This is a genomic window from Actinomadura rudentiformis (assembly GCF_008923185.1).
GTDB lineage: Bacteria > Actinomycetota > Actinomycetes > Streptosporangiales > Streptosporangiaceae > Spirillospora > Spirillospora rudentiformis.
This window is the reverse complement of record NZ_WBMT01000002.1, coordinates 287,536-305,266: the sequence shown is the minus strand read 5'-3', so window position 1 is coordinate 305,266 and position 17,731 is coordinate 287,536. Positions and strand designations below refer to the sequence as shown.

General features: G+C 70.7%; 13 protein-coding genes. 1 reads left to right on the top strand and 12 read right to left on the bottom strand.

The annotated features are described in order from the left end of the window. Nucleotides 1-24: 24 nt before the first annotated feature. The 11 genes from F8566_RS04870 to F8566_RS04820 all read right to left on the bottom strand — a co-directional run bounded on the left by F8566_RS04870 (nt 25) and on the right by F8566_RS04820 (nt 11,962). Entirely contained in the window at nt 25-1,398 is a 1,374-nt protein-coding gene (locus F8566_RS04870) for an alpha-2,8-polysialyltransferase family protein (RefSeq protein WP_151558431.1), read from the bottom strand. Continuing rightward, the gene (locus F8566_RS04865) at nt 1,395-2,360 is read right to left on the bottom strand and encodes a glycosyltransferase family 2 protein (RefSeq protein WP_151558429.1); all 966 of its coding nucleotides are present in this window, start codon (nt 2,358-2,360) and stop codon (nt 1,395-1,397) included. The genes F8566_RS04870 and F8566_RS04865 overlap by 4 nt, the downstream gene beginning before the upstream one ends. Before the next feature lie 115 nt (nt 2,361-2,475). Continuing rightward, nucleotides 2,476-3,906: a hypothetical protein gene (locus tag F8566_RS04860; RefSeq protein ID WP_151558427.1), complete on the bottom strand. Its 1,431-nt coding sequence runs from the start codon at nt 3,904-3,906 to the stop codon at nt 2,476-2,478. After that, nucleotides 3,903-4,847 (bottom strand): glycosyltransferase family 2 protein, encoded by a 945-nt coding sequence (locus F8566_RS04855; protein ID WP_151558425.1) that lies wholly within the window; start codon nt 4,845-4,847, stop codon nt 3,903-3,905. Before F8566_RS04855 ends, F8566_RS04860 begins: the two co-directional genes overlap by 4 nt. A gap of 10 nt (nt 4,848-4,857) precedes the next feature. Then, the gene (locus F8566_RS04850) at nt 4,858-5,748 is read right to left on the bottom strand and encodes an N-acetylneuraminate synthase family protein (RefSeq protein ID WP_151558423.1); all 891 of its coding nucleotides are present in this window, start codon (nt 5,746-5,748) and stop codon (nt 4,858-4,860) included. Beyond that, entirely contained in the window at nt 5,745-6,929 is a 1,185-nt protein-coding gene (locus F8566_RS04845; protein ID WP_151558421.1) for an acylneuraminate cytidylyltransferase, read from the bottom strand. The genes F8566_RS04850 and F8566_RS04845 overlap by 4 nt, the downstream gene beginning before the upstream one ends. Nucleotides 6,930-7,054: 125 nt before the next feature. Continuing rightward, a complete protein-coding gene (locus tag F8566_RS04840) occupies nt 7,055-8,158 on the bottom strand; it encodes an acyltransferase family protein (RefSeq protein WP_225992885.1) in 1,104 nt (367 codons plus the stop codon). Nucleotides 8,159-8,181: 23 nt separating this feature from the next. Next, a complete protein-coding gene (locus tag F8566_RS04835; protein WP_151558419.1) occupies nt 8,182-8,607 on the bottom strand; it encodes a phosphomannose isomerase type II C-terminal cupin domain in 426 nt (141 codons plus the stop codon). 51 nt (nt 8,608-8,658) lie between these two features. Beyond that, nucleotides 8,659-10,668 carry a DUF6077 domain-containing protein gene (locus F8566_RS04830; protein ID WP_151558417.1) on the bottom strand — a complete coding sequence of 670 codons (2,010 nt, stop codon included), beginning with the start codon at nt 10,666-10,668 and terminating at the stop codon, nt 8,659-8,661. A 188-nt stretch (nt 10,669-10,856) separates the two neighbouring features. Beyond that, nucleotides 10,857-11,249 (bottom strand): DUF2304 domain-containing protein, encoded by a 393-nt coding sequence (locus tag F8566_RS04825; RefSeq protein WP_151558415.1) that lies wholly within the window; start codon nt 11,247-11,249, stop codon nt 10,857-10,859. After that, complete coding sequence (locus tag F8566_RS04820) at nt 11,246-11,962, bottom strand: glycosyltransferase family 2 protein (protein ID WP_225992884.1); 717 nt, start codon at nt 11,960-11,962, stop codon at nt 11,246-11,248. Before F8566_RS04820 ends, F8566_RS04825 begins: the two co-directional genes overlap by 4 nt. Nucleotides 11,963-12,247: 285 nt before the next feature. Between F8566_RS04820 and F8566_RS04815 the strand changes: the two genes are divergently transcribed. Continuing rightward, nucleotides 12,248-14,263: a PIG-L family deacetylase gene (locus F8566_RS04815; RefSeq protein ID WP_151558413.1), complete on the top strand. Its 2,016-nt coding sequence runs from the start codon at nt 12,248-12,250 to the stop codon at nt 14,261-14,263. 13 nt (nt 14,264-14,276) lie between these two features. On the opposite strand, the gene F8566_RS04810 is transcribed toward F8566_RS04815, so the two are convergent. Beyond that, complete coding sequence (locus F8566_RS04810; RefSeq protein ID WP_192809520.1) at nt 14,277-17,726, bottom strand: bifunctional glycosyltransferase/CDP-glycerol:glycerophosphate glycerophosphotransferase; 3,450 nt, start codon at nt 17,724-17,726, stop codon at nt 14,277-14,279. Nucleotides 17,727-17,731: the final 5 nt, after the last annotated feature.

Here is a 17,731-nt window from a genome sequence, read left to right as displayed (position 1 = left end):
TGTTCATCGACCTGACCGCACTGTTCACTCGTCGGTCTGGCCGCGCATCTCCTCGGTCTTTCGCAGCGCCTTCAGCGCCAGCTCACGGCGCCTGGTGTGCGGGGGGAGCGCGGCGGTCAGGAGCCTGCGGTTGGCCTGGGACAGGCCGCCGGGGAGCTTCAGGCTCGTCAGCCGCCGCCGTTTGAAGTAGCGCAGCATCGGGCCCTCGGCGTGCTCGGCGAGGTACGCGCCGGCGTCGTTCCGCAGCTCAGGGCGGCTGCCGGCCTGCATGCAGTACGTGACGGCGGTCAGCAGCGGAGCCAGCTTCTCCCCGACCTGGTCCAGACCGATGACCGGCGCGCTGAGCCTGCCCTCCACGTCCAGATGGGGGAGCAGCGTGTCGGTGATGACGAGCGGGACGCGGTTGCTGTTCTGGTACGGGGTGAGCTGGTCGAGCATCATGCGCGTACCGCTGCACGCGGCCGTGGCCCCGAAGAAGCGCAGCGCGGTCATCTGGGCGGTCGAGAAGCAGCCGACGACGAGCTCGGGCTTCACCGTGGCGCACCACACCTCGGCGGGCACCGGGTCGTCGATCACCACGAGCCGGACGCCGAGCTTTCCGGCCTCCTCGGCGAGCCGTCCGGACAGCGACGACTGGCTCGTCGGGTGCGGCTTGAACAGCACGGTCGCGTGGCCGCGCGCGGCACAACCCCGCACCATCCGCAGATGCAGATCCTCCTCGGCCGACTCGGAGATCAAATCGAGGGACGCCAGATACTGGCCGACGATGAGCGCGCTTCCCTCCAGGCCCGAGCCGTGCCGGGCCAGCACCGGCGCGACCTCCGTGGTGACCTCGGCCAGCACCGCCAGGAACGCCTCGTCCGGCACGATCGCAGGGGGCACTCCGTACTCTTCGAGCAGGCGCGGTTTCAGGCCCGGCACCAGATCCAGATGCAGGAGCCGATCGATCCGCGGTCCGACGTTGGGCAGCGAGGTCCGGGTCGGCCCGTACGCCATCAGCCCGTCGGAGTACACCGTCACCGGCGCGTCATGGAAGATCATCGCCAGCGCCCTGCCCGGGCTCACCGCGATCGACTCGGTCACCAGCTCGACGGGGTCACCGCCCAGGCCCCACCGGTCGCGCAGCAGGCGTTCGAAGACCGGCAGGTCCTCGGCGCGCGGCGTCCAGCCGAACGGATGCAGCGGATCGATCAGGTCGTTCCACGACAGCACCTCGTGGAAGCGGCCGGCGAGCGCCTCGAAGCCGGGCATCTCGTGCAGGGACGTGGAGACCTGCGGGATGGCCGCGTTGTTGGCGGTCAGCAGCACCCGCCGCCCACCCCCGAAGAGCCCGGCGTCGATCGCGGCCGCGACGGTCATCGCGCCGTACATGGTGCCCGCGACGAAGATCTGGGTCACAGGATCACGTCCGTTCCGAGCTGCTGGGTGAACAACCGCGTGCGCTCGCCGCCCAGGCCGGGCAGGACCTCCGCGAGCACCTCGGGCGGCATGCCTTTGATGGTCGTCCGGGCGCGGGCGCGCAGCTGCCGGCGGAGCGCGGGCGTCAGCCGTTCCCGCTCCGAGAGGTGGTGCGCGATGACGGCCAGGTAGGTCCGCACCGCCTTGCGCGTGTAACCCACCCGGTCCGGATCGTCGGCGAGCTCGGCCAGGACCATGTCGAACGAGTCGAAGAAGTGCAGCTGCCGGGCGTCGCCCACCTGGGTCAACGACCCGGCCACCTCGCGCCGGTAGTGCAGGCCCGCGAGGGAGACCACCGCGTACGAGCCCGCCAGCCGGTGCAGCCGCCAGATCCAGGGCCGGTCCTCGGCGGTCAGCAGCGGCTCGTCGAAGGTCAGCATGCCCGCGTCGGCCAGCTCCCGCCGGAAGACCCCGGCCCACGCGTACGGGTAGTCGACCATCGTCTTGTCGTGCGCGGGCAGGATCGACTCCCGCGGCTTCAACACCACACCCCGCCTCGGCGCCGGGGCACGTTCGACCACCCGGCGCCGCCCGAAGACCTGGATGTGGTCGACCCGGACGAAGTCACACCCCAGCCCGTCGATCGCCTCGACGAGGTCGGCGAAATAACCCGGAACGACCCAGTCGTCGCCGTCCAGGTAGCTGATGTACCGGCCGGTCGAGACGGCGAGCCCCGCGTTGCGCGCGCCGCTCAGCCCCTTGGCCTGATCGTGGCGTACCACCGTCAGCTGCGGGATGCGCTCGGCCGCCGCCGCGAGGATCTCCGGGGTCCGATCGGTCGAACCGTCGTCCACGACGATGTACTCGAAGTCGTCCCGGGCGTTCGCGGCCAGGCCGCGCAGCATGTCGCCGACATAGCCCTGGACGTTCCTGGCCGGCACGATGACCGACAACGTGGTCATCGGATCTTCTCCTTGCTCATGAGGCCGTTTCGTTGGTTGGTGGCGGGTGGGGCTGGACGATGGTCGCCGAGCGAAGCTCGTCTTTTGATGGTGGCGGGTGGGGGCTGGAGGACGGTCATCCGGATCGAAGCAGGCGCGTGGTGATACGGCCACGCTTACGCGCGACCGGTTCTGGCGGCGGCGCCACGGGCTCCTCCACCGGAGGCGGCTCCCCGCCAGGCAGCCCGAGCTCAGCAAGCCTTTCCCGCCGGAAGTAGGGCGAATCCACCTGGCGCTCCAGGTAGGCCACGGCGTCGGCACGCAAATCCGGCCGACTACCAGGCCGCAGGCAGTAACTCACGGCGGTCACCAGCGCACCGAGCTCCCGCACCGCCCCGTCGGCCTGCCCAGGTGCCGGACCGCCGTGTTGCACCGAGCCACGCTGCGCGTGCGCCTGTGACAGGTCACCAGTCCGCGTCTGCGCCGGTCCGCTGGTCTGCGCCCGTGCTGAGCCGGCGTGCTGGGCCAGCGTGCCCTCGGTGGAGAGTTGGGGGAGCAGGTGGGCCACGATGACGGCTAGGAGCTGCTGCTCGTTGTTCGCGTGGCTTGGAAACGTTTCCGAGCTTGCGTAGGCGGTGGGGATGCCGAGGTGGCGCCTGGTTGCGAGGAGAGCGGAGACGTCACAGCCGACCAGGAGGTCCGGTGCCAGGGCCGCGCAGAGCACCTCGGTCGGTGCAGCTCCGGTGGCTGGTAGGCCGGTGGGTGGCAGCAGGCGTACTCCGAGAGCCTCGGCCTCTTCGGACAGGCGGGTTGCCAGGCTTGCGGCCGACCAGGTGGGTGTTTCGGGGGACGGCGCGTACACGATGGTCTTGTGGCCGTTAGCGGCGACGCCGCGCAGCATGGTGAGGTTCGTGTTCGCGTGTTCGGTGCCGATGATGAGGGCGGTGCCGGTCGTGGGTGAGGCCAGGTTGGCGGCGGCTTCGGTGAGGAGTGTTCGGTAGGCGTCGGGAGGGATGACCTCGGCGGGGATGCCGTACTCACCCAGGAGGTGGGGGGCCAGGCCGGGGACCAGGTCCAGGTGGAGGAGGCGCTCGATCCGGCTGCTCATTCCGGTGGGCAGGGCGGCGGGGGTGGGGGCGTACACCTCGGGTGAGGCGGTGCAGACGATGACCGGGGCGGAACGGAAGATCGTGGCGAGCGCTCTGCTCTGCGCGGACGTCGCGGAGCCCAGGACCAGTTCGATGGGTTCGTTGCCGAGGTTCCACTCGCGGCGGAGCATGCGCTCGAACATCGGGCGGTCCTCGCTGCGAGGCGTCCAACTGGCCGGATGTGCCGGGGCGACGGTCTCGTTCCACGACAGGATCTGGGTGAAGCGCTCGGCGGCTGCGGCGAAGCCGGGGGTGTCCCGGAGTGAGGGCGTGAATTCGGGGATGGCCGTCTCGTCGCTCACCAGCAGGATGCGGTGGATCGGAGTGCGAGAGGCGGCGCCGAGCATGCCCGCGTCGATCGCGGCGGCCATGGCCAGGGCCACCGGCGCGGAGGCACAGGTGAAGAGCTGGACGGTCATGTGACCCCCAGCAGGTCGGCGAAGAGGCGCTCCCGTTCGGCGCCCATGCCCGGCAGTGTCTCGGCCAGGGTCTCCTCCGGCAGGGACTGCAGGGCTGTCCGGCCGCGTTCGTAGAGTCGCTCTCTGAGCTCGGGGGACAGGCGGTCTCGTCGTTTGAGGTGGAACGCGATGATCGCGCAGTACGTGCGGGCCGCCTTGCGCAGGAAGCTCTCCCTGTCGGGGTCGTCCGCCAGATCCCGGATCACCTGGTCGAACGCGTCGAAGAAGTGCAGCTGGCGTTCGTCGCCGATCTGGCGTAGGGAGCCCGCTCTCTGGCGGTAGTGCAGCCCGGCCAGGGAGACGACCGCGTAGGAGGTCGCCTCCCGGTGCAGCCGCCAGACCCACGGGCGGTCTTCGGCGGTGTGCAGCCGTTCGTCCATGGTGAGCAGGTCGCCGAGTTCCCGCCGGTAGATGCCGGCCCAGATCGCCGGATAGTCGACCATGGAGTTCTCGTGCACCGGGAGGATCCCGTCCCGGGGGTCGAGGACCACCCCGCGCCGGCCCATCGGGGCCGGCTCGGGGATGCGGCGGGTCCCGGTCACCTGTACGTGGTCGACGCGCACGAAGTCGCAGCCCAGGCCCTCGATCGCCGCCAGGAGGTCGGTGTAGTAGCCCGGCATGACGTAGTCGTCGGCGTCCAGGTACGTGATGTACCGGCCCGACGACAGGGCCAAGCCCTGGTTGCGGGCCGCCGCGACGCCGGTGGGACGGTCGTTGCGGACCACCGTGAGGCCGTCGAGGCGGGCCTCTCCGAGGATCTCCGGCGTACGGTCCGCGGAGCCGTCGTCGATCACGATGAACTCGACGTCGGCGCGGGCGTTGGCGGCCAGCCCGCGGAGCAGATCGTCCAGATGGGGCGCGACGTCGCGGGCCGGGATGACGACCGAGAGCGCTGGGGTCACGCTCCGTCCCTCAGACCGTGGTCCGGCGCAGGCGGGCTCGCGGCTCCTCCTCACCGGGGAACACCCGCTTGTCGCCGTCACCGAGGGCCTCGCCGATGATGCGGATGTCGCGGACGAGGTGCTCCAGGCCGGTCGGCTCCAGCGAGGCGGCGTGGTCGGAGCCCCACATGGTGCGGTCCAAGGTGATGTGGCGTTCGACCATGACCGCGCCCATCGTGACGGCCGCCAGCGAGATCTGCAGCCCGCGCTCGTGGCCGGAGTAGCCGACCGGCACGCCGTACCGCTGCCGGAGCGTGCCGATCGTGCGGAGATTGGCCTCCTCGGGAGGGAGCGGGTAGGTCGAGGTGGAGTGCAGGATGACCAGCCGCTCGGTGCCGAGGATCTCCACCGCGGCGTCGATCTCGTCGAGCGTCGACATGCCGGTGGACAGGATGATCGGCTTGCCCGTGGCTGCCAGCGCGCGCAGCAGCTCGTGGTCGGTGACCGAGGCCGAGGCGACCTTGTGCGTGACGACGTCGAGCTCCTCCAGGAACTCGACCGACGGCACGTCCCACGGCGAGGCGAACCAGTCGATGCCGCGGTCGGCGGCGTACTTGGCGATCTGCTGGTACTCGTCGATGCCGAACTCGACCCGCTCCTTGTACTCCATGTAGGTCATCTCGCCCCACGGAGTCTGGCGGATCTTGTCGCGCTGCTCGACCGGCACGCAGATCTCCGGCGTGCGCTTCTGGAACTTGACCGCCTGGCAACCGGCGTCGGCCGCGATGTTGATCAGACGGCGGGCGATGTCCACGTCGCCGTTGTGGTTGATGCCGATCTCACCGATGACGTAGACGGGGTGTCCCTCGCCGACCTCGCTGGTGCCGATCCGCACGGTGCGGGTGTCCACTGCCGAGCTCATATGTCGCCGTCCTTGGATTGCTGTTCGGTCCGCGCCGAGGTCCCGCGTGCCCGCAGGATCCGGTCGCAGAGTTCGCGGACCGCCCCGGCGCCGCCGGGACGGGTGAGGGTGATGCGTGCCGCCGCCAGCACCTCGGGGTGGGAGCCGGGAACGGCGATCGGCCAGCCGACGAGTGCCAGGCAGCCGAGATCGTTGACGTCGTTGCCGACATAGGCGACCCGCGCCGGGTCGTAGCCCTCGTCGGCCATCCACTTGCGCAGCGCCGCGGCCTTGTCCTCCAGGCCGTGCAGCACCGGCACCTTGAGCTTGCGGGCGCGCGCCGCCACCACCGGATTGACCTCGGTCGACAGGATCAGCAGCGGTACGCCGGCGCGGCGCAGCAGCGAGACCCCCATGCCGTCGGAGCGGCTGACGGCCACGCTCTCCGTGCCGTCCTGGTCCACCCAGGCCCGGTCGTCGGTGTGCACGCCGTCGAAGTCGGTCACCACCGCGTCCACGACCAGGGACTCCGGCGGCTCGGCGATCGGCGCGATGGCGCGGGCAAGCGCCAGGTCCGTCGCGGTGTCCACCTCGATGGCGTGCTCGGGCGGGACGGGCTGCGCCGCGATGTGGCCGAAGAAGCGGTGCTTCAGGACGCGCAGCTCCGCGGTGCGCATCACGTAGAAGGCGCCGGTCTCGCGGTAGTGGACGGGCCGGTCCTGGCGTCGCGGCCGCTGGGTGGCGTCGTGGCCGACAGCGGTGACGCCCCGGTCGTCGACCTCGCGCCACTGGAACTCGTGGGACTCCATCGCCGCGAAGACGCTGTCCGCCACGCCGTCCAGCACGCGGCCCACGGCGGCGTCCAGATCGGCCGGGTCGATGAACGGGCTGGTGCACTGCACCATGACCGTCACCTCCGGGCTCTCCTCGATCTGGTCAAGCGCGTGCAGGAGCGCCGACTCGGAGGAGGCGGTGTCTCCGCTGATGTCTCCGGGACGGTCCACCACGCGGGCGCCGGCGCCGCGCGCCTCGGCGGCGATCTTGGCGTCGTCGGTGCTGACCACGACCGCGTCGATGCGCGGTGCGGCGAGCGCCGACTGGACGGCACGGGTCACGAGGCTGCGGCCGCCGATGCGGGCGAGGTTCTTTCGGGGAACGCCCTTCGAGCCGCCGCGCGCAGGGATGATGCAGACGACACGCACGTGTTTCCTCAGGTGGTAAGGGGTGGGGAGCCCTGGTCGACCGGTGGCTGCCCCGGAGCCCCAGACGTTAGGGACGCAGTTCTGCGGTTCTGTGTCCCGAACATGAACGGGCGCTGTCGTCCTCCCTAAGGCTTGCCGCTCGGGTGAGCGCTCCGGTGGACGCTCCGGGGCGTCGGCAAGGACGGCTGCGCTGGAGCGAAAAGCCAGGTCAGTCTGGGCTCGACGAGGAACCGGGTGGTTCGGACGACCGGCGGGGTGCAGAGCACGGTCGCCAGAACGCAGCCCGCGACGGCCACCAGCGTGACGCCGGGCAGCGTGTGCAGCCATTCCAGCTCGTACCAGCCGAAATAGATCATGAACGTGCGGACGGCGAAGTCGTGGAGCAGGTACGCGTACAGCGTGGTGGCGCCCAGCACGGTGAACCACAGGTGCCGTGCCGGGACCACTGCCAGGAAGGCGAACGTGAGGGCCATCGAGAGCCCGAACATGCCGGTCCGGATCAGGGTCCCCATGAGGTTGCCGACGCCGAGCGCCTCATGGCCGCTGTCCCAGTAGACCCACTGGTGCGGCAGCTTGCGGCCCACCGTGCTGATGAAGAGCAGCCCGGCCAGCAGGGCCGCGGTGCCGACGACCTTCGCCCGCGGCGTCCTTAGCGCCTGGAAGTGCTCCGGGCGGAGCAGTGTGCCCAGTACATAGAAGGGGAGCAGACCGAACATGCGGTGCAGGCTCAGCTCCTTGGGCATCTCCGTCATGTACGACAGGAGCGATATGCCCAGCGCGATGGCGAACGGCCAGCGGAGCTGCTTCCACACGGGCGTCGACAGCCGCCACAGGAAGACGGCCATCAGGAACCACATCACGAACGTCGGTCGCAGCAGGCTGAACTCCAGAGGCTTGTTCGTCGTCGCCCAGAAATAGAGCGAGAAGAGGGCCTCGAAGAGCACGTAGGGCACGACCAGCTGCACGGTGAGCTTGCGCACCCGGCCGCCGGCCAGCGTGAAGCCACGCGACAGGTAGCCGGTGAGCAGGATGAACACCGGCATGTGGAACATGTAGATGAAGACGTAGACCGCCCGCGCGGCGGGCACGTCCCGCAGCCCGCCGATGGCATGGCCGGCCACCACGAGCACGATCGCCACGAACTTGGCGTTGTCGAAGAAGGGATCCCGCGCCCGCTTGCCCGCCGGCGCCGCCTCGGCGGTCGTCACGACGGCGTCACGTCGGCTCACGTCGGTCCTCGGTCACATAGGGGTCAGGTGCGGCCGTAGGCGTCTTCGAGGCGTTCGATGTCGTCCTCGTCGAACTCGCCGAAGGCGATCTCCAGTACGCGCACGGCCGGTCCCGACGAGCCCATCCGGTGCGTGTCACCGGCCTTGATCAGCACCCGCTCGCCGACCTCGGGCTCGATCCGCTGCCCCGCCACCTCGAACACCGCGCCGCGGTCCAGCGCCACCCACAGCTCGTCCCGGTGGCGGTGCCGCTGCAGGCTCAGCCGCTGCCCCGGCGCCACGTGGATGATCTTCACGGTGGACTGCTCGTTCAGCGTGAACCGCTCGAAGCGCCCCCAGGGCCGCTCGTCGGTGATGATCGCCAGTTCGGTTCTGAGGTCGGTCGCTGGGGGCCGCCGAGCGAAGCTCGTCGTTTGATTGGTGGGGGGTGGGGGCTGGAGGACGGTCATCCCGGAGATGGTGGACCGCCTTGGCGAACGACGGTCGTACGCCAGGAGGCGTCAGGGTTTCGCTGGAGGGTCAGGGTCTTGTTGGGAGCCGCCCGCGAAGAGGCAGCCAAGGCCGCCGACCTTGCGCTGCCCGCCGTAGCCGGCGGCGGCGATGAGCCGCAGCGCCGCCTGGTCGGTGTGGTACGCGCAGGCCACGGTGACCTCGACCCGGTGCAGCGCGTCGCGTACGGCCCCGGCGTCCGGCTTGGGGCCCCGGGGTGACTGGACCAGCTCGTGGAGCAGCCTCCGGTCGTTGGTGAACGACCGAGACGCGCCGAGGATGTGGAGGTGATGGCTGTTGGGGCTGACGGCGTTGACCTTGATCGCGAACATCGGAACCGTGCGCATGTAGCGCTGCGGCATCAACACCACGCCTCCGCCGCGTTCCTTGGCCGCGTTCACCACCATCCGCGATGTCCGCAGTTCCTTGGGTACGGCCTTCCAGGAGGGGCGGTCTTCGACGAGCGTCCCGGCGTCCGGCGTCCAGAGCGGCAGCCCACCCACCACAAGGGCGATGGAGACGAGCCCGGCAGGCGCCAGCGCGAACCACCGGCTCGCCTTGGCGTGCGCGAGTGCCCTGGGAAGGGCGACGGTGGCGAGCAGGCCGACCAGCACGGGCGCGGGTACGACCCACATCGTGCGCCACATCACGGGTCCGGCGCCCGTCGCGGAGCCCATGAACTCCAGCAGCCCGTTCACGAGCAGCACGGTGGTGACGGCCGCGACGCCACCAGTGATCAGTGCCGGGACACCCGGGCGGGCCAGCCACGGACCCAGCCAGAGCGCACATCCGCCGATCACGCCGAGCACTCCGGCGAGCAGGACCTTCGAGTAGCTGCCGGCCGCGCCGTCGGCGTGCCCCTCGACCATCGCGCTACCGCTGTGGGTGAGCGTGACCAGCAGGCCCGCGCCGACCGGGTAGGCCAGTGCCGCCGTGGCCGCCAGCCCGGCGCGCACCCGGCCCGTGATGATCAGCGGTGCCGCCACCGCCGCGACGACGAGCGGGACGAGGAGCGCCGCCGTGGACGACAGCCCGGTCGCCGCGACGCCCGCGGCCGCGGCCAGCCCGAGCGCAGCCGGTGAACGCCGCTCCGCCCAGCGGGTCAGATAGACGTACAGCAACGGGATGAGCGCCGACACGAACATCGCCTTGCCCTGCCACATGCGCAGCAGGTGGAACGCCCCCAGCGAGCCCGCGCTCTCGCCCGACCAGACCAGATAGACCACGGCGACCGCGAAGCACGCGAGCAGGCGCCGCGGTGCCCATTCCCGGACCAGCCGCCACAGCGCCCAGACCGCGAGAAAGACGACCACGGGCAGCACGACGTACCACAGGAGGGACGCCGCGGGCACCCCCAGTTCCCGTGCCAGCGCCCCGACCAGGACCTCGATCGAGGAGACCGGCGGCTCGCCCGCGATCGGCGGGATCTCGCCCTGCGTGAAGATGACGTCCTGGAGCGCGATGCGGCCATGGGCGGCGGTCCACACCGAGCGGGACACGAAGAACGCGTCGTCACCATCGGTGTTGATGAGGAAGAGCGAACCGATCGCGAATCCCACTGCCGTCAGCACTGGCACCGCAGTCAAACCGCGTGCGGGCTGGTCCGCGTCGTTCCCGTCTCGCAAGATCTGCGGGCCGACCCGGCCGCTGACGAAGACCACTGCGGTGGCCGCGACGCTCAGCAGCCCGGCCACCCAGACCAGCCACCACGGGACACCGGACTTGTGGAGCCCCGCCGCCGCTCCCGCGACCACGCCGGTCGCGATGGCGGCGAACGCCCAGTAGCCGAGGGGCGGCCGGTCGACGGAAGCGCCCGCGGCTCGTTCCGTCGCTCGTTCGGACGGCTCGGGCGTGAGCCGCCACGCGTACAGCCCGCCCAGGATCGCGAGCACCACGAGCCAGCAGGTCAGTAAGACCCAGGTGCGCGGAGTGACCAGCAGTCCCACGTGGTACACGGCCGTCCATACCGCGAACGCCACGACCGCAAGATCCGAGAACCGGTCGAGGATACGGTTGATCAAGAGATCACTCCATCAAGACGCGCGCGCTCGACAGACCGGTGGCCACGGCGCACTGAGGGGCGGCTCGACCCTGTGCGGGGCCGGCAAGGAATCAGGCAGGTGAGGGTGAAGACGGCCGGCGCGGCGGCCTGGCCGGTGGCGTTATGACGGCAGCGGTCCGGAGGCGGCTGGCGTACTCGTCCGTGCCGTCAGGAGGTGTCGGCAGGCTCGGCCGATCCGGCCGGCTCGGGCTGATCCGCCCGTTGTTCGATCTGCTGGATGCGCAGTCGTTGGAGGCCGAGTTCTTCGGCGAGGGTGCGGACCTTGTCCTCCAGGCGGCTCACTTCGGAGCTGAGTTGCACGTTCATGGCGAGTAGGAGCAGGCTCGCGCCGAAGAACAGCAGGTTCGCGGGGACCTCGACCCCGGTGAGGTCGGCGGCCCAGGTGAGGATGCCGGGGAATGCCGCGATGAGCACGATGAAGACGGCCAGGACGACCCAGGTGATCGCGTACTTCTCGCGGAGCCTGCGGCGGCGCAACATCTCGAAGATGACGAGGAGGGCGATCGCGGCGCCGATGAGTCCGAGGTGATAGGCCTTCATGCCGCGGATGACCTCGGCGTCCAGCGGCGCACCAGCGCCAGCCCGAGCGCGACGACGGCGCGCAGCAGGTAGATCGTCGCTCGCAGGGAGGACTGGCTGGCCTGCCCGGCCGCCCGTGGCCGCATCGCGACCGGCACCTGCCTGACCCGTTGGCCGGACCGCAGGGCGATGACCGTCGACTCGACCGTGTCGCCGAGGTACTCGGCCGGGTAGTGCTCGGCGAACAGCTGGACGGCCCGGGGGCCCGCGGCCCGGAAGCCGCTCGTGGTGTCCGTGAGCCGCGTTCCGGCCAGCCTGGACAGGACGCCCGCGAGCAGGCTCATCGCCCAGCGGCGTGGTCCGCGTCCGGCCGAGTACGCGCCCTCTCCGGCGAAGCGGGCGCCGATGACCAGGTCCGCGGTCTCCAGTTCGGCGACGAGCCGCGGGATGTAGGAGGCGTCGTGCTGGCCGTCGGCGTCCACCTGGACCACGGCCTGGTACCCGTGGCGCTGCGCATACCGGTATCCGGCGCGCATGGCACCGCCGACACCCAGGTTGAAGGGCAGCCGCACGACGGGGACGCTCAGGGCCGCCGCCGCGGCGGCGGTGCCGTCCGTCGAGCCGTCGTCGATGACGAGCACGTCGGCGTCCGGACAGTAGAGAGCGAGCTCCCTGAGGACGCCTGCGATGGCGTGCTCCTCGTTGAGCGCCGGTACGACGACGAGTGTGCTCACTCGTTGCCTGATACCAGCCTCCTTGCAGTCAAATGTCCCCTTGATGGCGCTTCCCCGTCTCCGCTCGTGCGGGTAAGCGGCCTGACCAGCTTCGTGGGCCGCATACCCGGGTGGATCTCGCACTAATGACGCCCTAACACCGCCTGAACGTTGCCTCGAAATCCGGTCAATATCCGGCCAATTTTGATCTTGCGCCGCGGGGGTCATTTCGTCCAAGATCTCCTGCCAGAGGTCCACGTCTTCGCGGGCGCCGCCGCCCGCCCGTCTCGGGGGAGCCACCACAACGTGGGGATTCGTGAAGGCGTGCCCGTGCCATTGGCGGTCACCGGTGCCGTGGTCGTATCCGGGCTCGCCATGGTCGCCGGCGTCACATTCGCCGAGAACGGCATTCAGGCCCGGCGCGAACCCGTACCGGTGCGGCCTGCGGCCGCCCCGGACGGTAAGGCCGGCGCCGCGGGAAAAAAGGACCGGTATATGCAGGTCGTCGCGCATGCGGACGACGACCTGCTTTTCATGAATCCCGACATTCGGGACGTCATCGCCGCCGGGCGGCAGACGGTCACCGTGTTCCTGACCGCAGGCGAGGGATACGCACGGGGATATGACCCGTATGCCTATTCGGCGAGCAGAGAACGGGGAATCCGGCAGGCGTACGCCCGCATGGCCGGAGTGCGTGACCGCTGGACGAGCGGCGCGCTCGTGGCCGGACCGCTCACCGTCCAGGTCGACACGCTCACCGAACGGCCCACGGTACGGCTGGTGTGGTTCCGGCTGCCGGACGGCGCCGACAAGCACACCAGCACGCTCGGCAAGAACGCCCTGAAACGCCTCCAGAGGGATCTGATCGGGACGAACTGCGTGCACACCGTCGTCCCTGCGGGATCGCCGTTCTCCCGCTGTGCCAGCCGGGCGGACGTGCTGGCGGCCCTGCAGGCGCTGATGAAGACGTTCGGCACGACCGTCGTGCGCCACCAGGACACCCAGCCCCACGGGCACGACCACAAGGACCATGTCGCAGCGGCGCGCCTGACCGCCGAGGCCGTGCGCGGAGCCGGAGACCCGCGCCTGGTCGCCATCGGCTACGTCGACTACGCGATCCTGCGGCTCCCCGTGAACCTCGGCCCGGGGCAGCGGGCGGGCAAGAAGGCCGCCTTCGAGGCGTATCGGCGGCATGACCGCCTGCTGGGCCCCCAGAAGCTGCCCAAGTACTGGGGCTGGACGAAGCGCATGTACCGCCGCTGGCCGGGGAGCGGCGTCCAGCTGGCACGCGGGTCCGACGGGCTGCTGCGCGCCTTCGCGGTCGAGCAGGGCGGGCTGTACGTCTGGACGCAGCGCAACGCCGGCGAGTGGAGCGGGCCGCTCCGCATCGACCCCGGATTCCCGCTCAGCCCGGGGATCACGGTCGGGAGCGTCGGCGACCAGTGGATGGTCGCCGCTCGCCGTGCCGACGACACGCACGGTCTCGTGGTCTTCCAGGCGGGCCGGGCGAACGCGTGGCAGGTGACGCAGCTGGGCGCCCCGGGCCGCGAGCGCGACCGGAAGCACACGGGATCCCCGGCCGTCACCGCGACCGCCGACGGCCGGATCGCCGTCTTCGTGCGCACCGGCGCCGGAACCGTCGCCATGCGCATGCAGGGCAAGCCGTTGGGCACGTTCGGCAAATGGCGCGACCTGGGCGGACGTGACCTGCGCGACGGGCTCGCGGTCACCCCTGCCGGGCGGTCGCCGATCGAGGTGTTCGCCGCCTCGGACGACGCCCCGCGCGCCCGGGCCCGGCGCGAGGCGACGGGGCGGGGCACGGTGATGCGCTGGCGCATGCAGGAGACGCGCCCGGTCCGAGGCGAGGACATCGGCCGCACCTCACCGGCCGGGCCGCTGCGGTTGTCCGCCGGACCGGACGCCCGCACGCGCCTGCTCCACCGCGACCCGCGCTCCGGCCAGTACCTGGTCCAGAAGGAGCGGGCGGACGGCACGTTCGCACCCCCCGTGCGAGTGGGCGGCGTGGACGCGGTCGACGCCCCCGCCCTGGCGACGTCCGACGGCGGCCAGACATCGCTCATCTGCGCGCGCGGCGGGACGCCGGCGGGCATCAGCTGTTCCTTCGCGGACGGCCGAGGCCTCTCGTTCGGCCGCTGGTTCTCCCTGGGCGGGCCACTTGTGGCATCGCCTTCGGTCGCGTTTGACTCGGCCGGCAGGGCCGTGGTCGCCGCACTGGGCGACCACGGCCGACTTTTGATCAACCGTCAGACACCGGGTGCCCAGACCTTCGAAGGCTGGCACGCCATCGCAGAAACTCCCTGAGCTTCGCTGCCCTTTACCCGGAAAGGCCGGGGAAGACCTTTTCGATGACGCGGGCGGCCGCGTGGCCGTCGTCCAGCGGGCAGAAGCGGTCCACGAAGTTCTTGTAGCGGAGTTCGTGGTCGGCGGCGGCCTCGTCGACATTGCGGATCGCCCCGATGAGCGCGTCCGAGGTCTCCAGTAGCGGGCCCGGAGCCTCTTTCTCGAAATCGAAATAGAAGCCGCGCAGGCGGTCACGGTAGTCGGCCAGGTCATAGGTGAAGAACAACATCGGCCGCCGGGTGTTGGCGAAGTCGAACATCACCGAGGAATAGTCGGTGATCATCATGTCCGAGATCAGGTAGAGCTCGGCGATGTCGGGGTAGAGCGACACGTCGAAGACGAAGCCGTTGCCGTCCTCGGGCACGCCGTCCACCACGTTGCTGTGGAGGCGGACCAGCAGCACGTGGTCATCGCCGAGCGCCGCCTGGGCCTGGGCGAGGTTGAGCCGCATGTCGAACTTGTAGCGGCCACGGCTGTAGTACTGGTCGTCCCGCCACGTCGGCGCGTACAGCACGACCTTCTTGTCCTCCGGGATGCCCAGCTTGGCGCGCACCGAGGCGGCGATCCGGTCGGACTCGGGGTGGTAGAGGACGTCGTTACGCGGGTAACCGGCCTCGATGATCTCGCCCTTGAACCCGAAGGCGCGGCGGAAGATCTCGGTGCTGAACGGGTTGGGGGACAGCAGGTGCGTCCACTCCGGCAGGTTGGGCGTCGCCGGTACGTCGGCCGACTTCGCCTGCGTCTGTGCCTGGAGGGCCTTCTTCATGCCCGGCGCGTAGGCGAAGTGCACCTCCTTGAGGTCACGGCCGATCTTCTTCAGCGGGGTGCCGTGCCAGGTCTGGAGCACCACCTGGTCGGGGTGCCGCTGGAACCAGTCGCCCAGCCGGTGGTTGGTGATGATGTAGCGGGACGAGGCCACCGCCTCGTGCCACTCACGCCCGTTCAGGCGGACGGCCTGGAGTGTGTCGGGCAGCTCCACCTGGCCGTCGTTGACCACCCACAGCTGTTCCATGTCGACGCCACGGCGCACGAGCTCCTCGTGGATCGCGCGCGGGCTGTCGGAGTACTGCCGGCCGTTGAAGCAGGAGAACAGCACGGCGTCGCGCAGACCGTCCTTGGCGACGCGCTTGCGGGCCTCCGCGCGCATCGCGGTCGCGCCCGCGCCGCGTTCCTCCGCCGTCAGGTTGCTGGTGACGTGCACGACCAGGTTGTTGCCCTGGCTCTCCAGCGAGTAGGCGCGCAGCGCGATCTCGACCGAGGGCTGCGGGCCCACCGAGATCTCGGGTGTGGTGCGCACCGCCAGCGGCCGGCCGCCGGTGGGCCGGAACAGCACATCCCAGCGGCCCTGCCGCAGCGGCAGCACTCCGGCGACGCTCGGCATCGCGGCAGCCGGGATGTGGCAGACCAGCGTGCCGTCGCCGGACGCCTTGACCGTGAACGGGTAGTCCTTGCGGCGGCCCCGGCTGCGGATCACGATCTCGCCGGCGTCGTACGCCGCGTGGGAGCCGGTGAGGACCAGCGTGCCGTCGTCACTCCAGTCGGCAGCCGTCACCAGCAGCCGCGCCGTGCGCAGCTGCAACCGCAGGTAGCCGGACGGGCCGCGGCCGGCGAACACCTCCTGGCTGCCTATGAGCCGTTCGAGATCGGCCACGCCCTCCGCGAGCACGAGCGGCTGCCCGTCCACGAGCACCGCCCAGTCGCGGGTGTCGTCGATGGCGTGCGGGTCGGTGCCGCCGGAGGCCGACGGCAGCGGCAACCGGGCGCTGAACCGGCCACTGAACTGGTCACTGTCGCCCGCGGTCACCGGGACGCGCACGACCTCGTCGCCCAAGGCCAGGCTCAGCTCGGCCGGTACCGCCCCGGTGGTGACGCCGTCCAGCTCGACGCCGTCGCCGGCCCAGCGCAGGCCGGTGGCCTTGGTGGTGACGGTCTCCACGGCGATCCGGAGGGCGCCGTCGACGACCTTCGGGACGATCCGGACGTCGTCGGTGACGTAGTGGTACGGCGGCCGGGCACCGCTTCCTCCCGTGCCGCCGCGCAGCCGGGCCGAACGGAGCACGCCCGCGTTGAACACCGTGGCCTCGACGTCCCACACGCCGTCCCGCCAGCCACCGCGACGCTTGAGGCGCTTGGGGTCGAGGGTGAACTCGAAGCCGGTCCACGCGCCGGACTTCTTGCCCGGCTTGGGGGTCTGCCTGGCGAGCAGCGGGATGCGCTTGCGGCCCGACCGCAGGCTCACGCCCTTGATCGCGGTCCACTTCCGCCGCGAGCTGACCGAGTTGATGTACGCCTCGCCGGTCACCACGAGCTTGCCGTCGCGCCAGGAGACCTCGTGCACCCGGCCGCGCAGGGCGACCTCGCTGCGTGCACGGTAGGTCTCCTGCGGCACCCCGAGCTTGTCGTCCTTCCAGTACGGGTGGACGACATAGCGGCGCATGCCCTCACGGACGATCGAGGGGTTGGGCTTGCCGCGGCCGTAACGGACGACCTTGACCAGCTCGCCGCGCTTCTTCTGCGCGGCCAGATGCCACTTCAGCCTGGTGATCGCGGGCAGTGCGGCGAGTGCCTTCGGGTCGAGCCAGTCGGCGTGCGCCGCCGCCTGCGCGACGACCTGGTCGCGTTCCTCGTCGGTGGTGTCGGGCAGCCCTTCGAGGAACGCGCGCAGCTCGCGGTCGAGCACGGCCGCCAGGAACCGCCGCCGCTCCTTGGGCTTCCACCGGCCGTCGAGCGCGGCCAGCGCCGCCTCCACCGCCGCGAAGCCGTCGGCGGCGTCCTGCGGCACGGCGCTCGGCGCGGGTGCGACGTCGGCGAACCGCCGGACGACGACCTCCGACACCACGTCCACCGCGTCGGCCAGGTAGTACGCGGGCACCGCCACGGCCAGGTCGTCGTCGCGGTTGACGTCGGGGAACGCCAGGCCGCTCCGCTCCCAGAAGGAGGCCCGGAACAGCTTGTTGCCGACCAGGCGGTCGTCGAGCAGCGCCTCGTGCCGCCGGATGTGCGTGCCCGCGAGATCGGTCGCGAACGCCTTCTTGTGCACGGGCGAAAGGCGCGTCCCCGCGCCGCCCTCACGCCGGATCCCCACGTTGCCCGCCGCGAAGTCCGAATCTCCGGCGGTCAGGGCGGCGTGAAGCGTCGCCAGGGCGTGCTCGGGCAGGACGTCGCCGTCCTCGGCGAAGGCGAGGAACTCGCCGGTCGCCTCCCGTACACCGATGTTGCGCGCCGCGCCGCGTCCGGGAGCTCCCTCCCGGATCAGCCGGAAACGCTCATCGGGAAGCGTCACGTCCGCCCCTGCGCCGGTGCCGCCGTCCACGACCAGCACCTCGAGGGTGCGGTGGGTTTGGGCGGCCAGCGAGGCCAGCGTTTCGGCCAGGTCGGTTCCGGACCGGCGTGCGAGCACGACGACGCTGATCAGGTTGGGCACCAAAG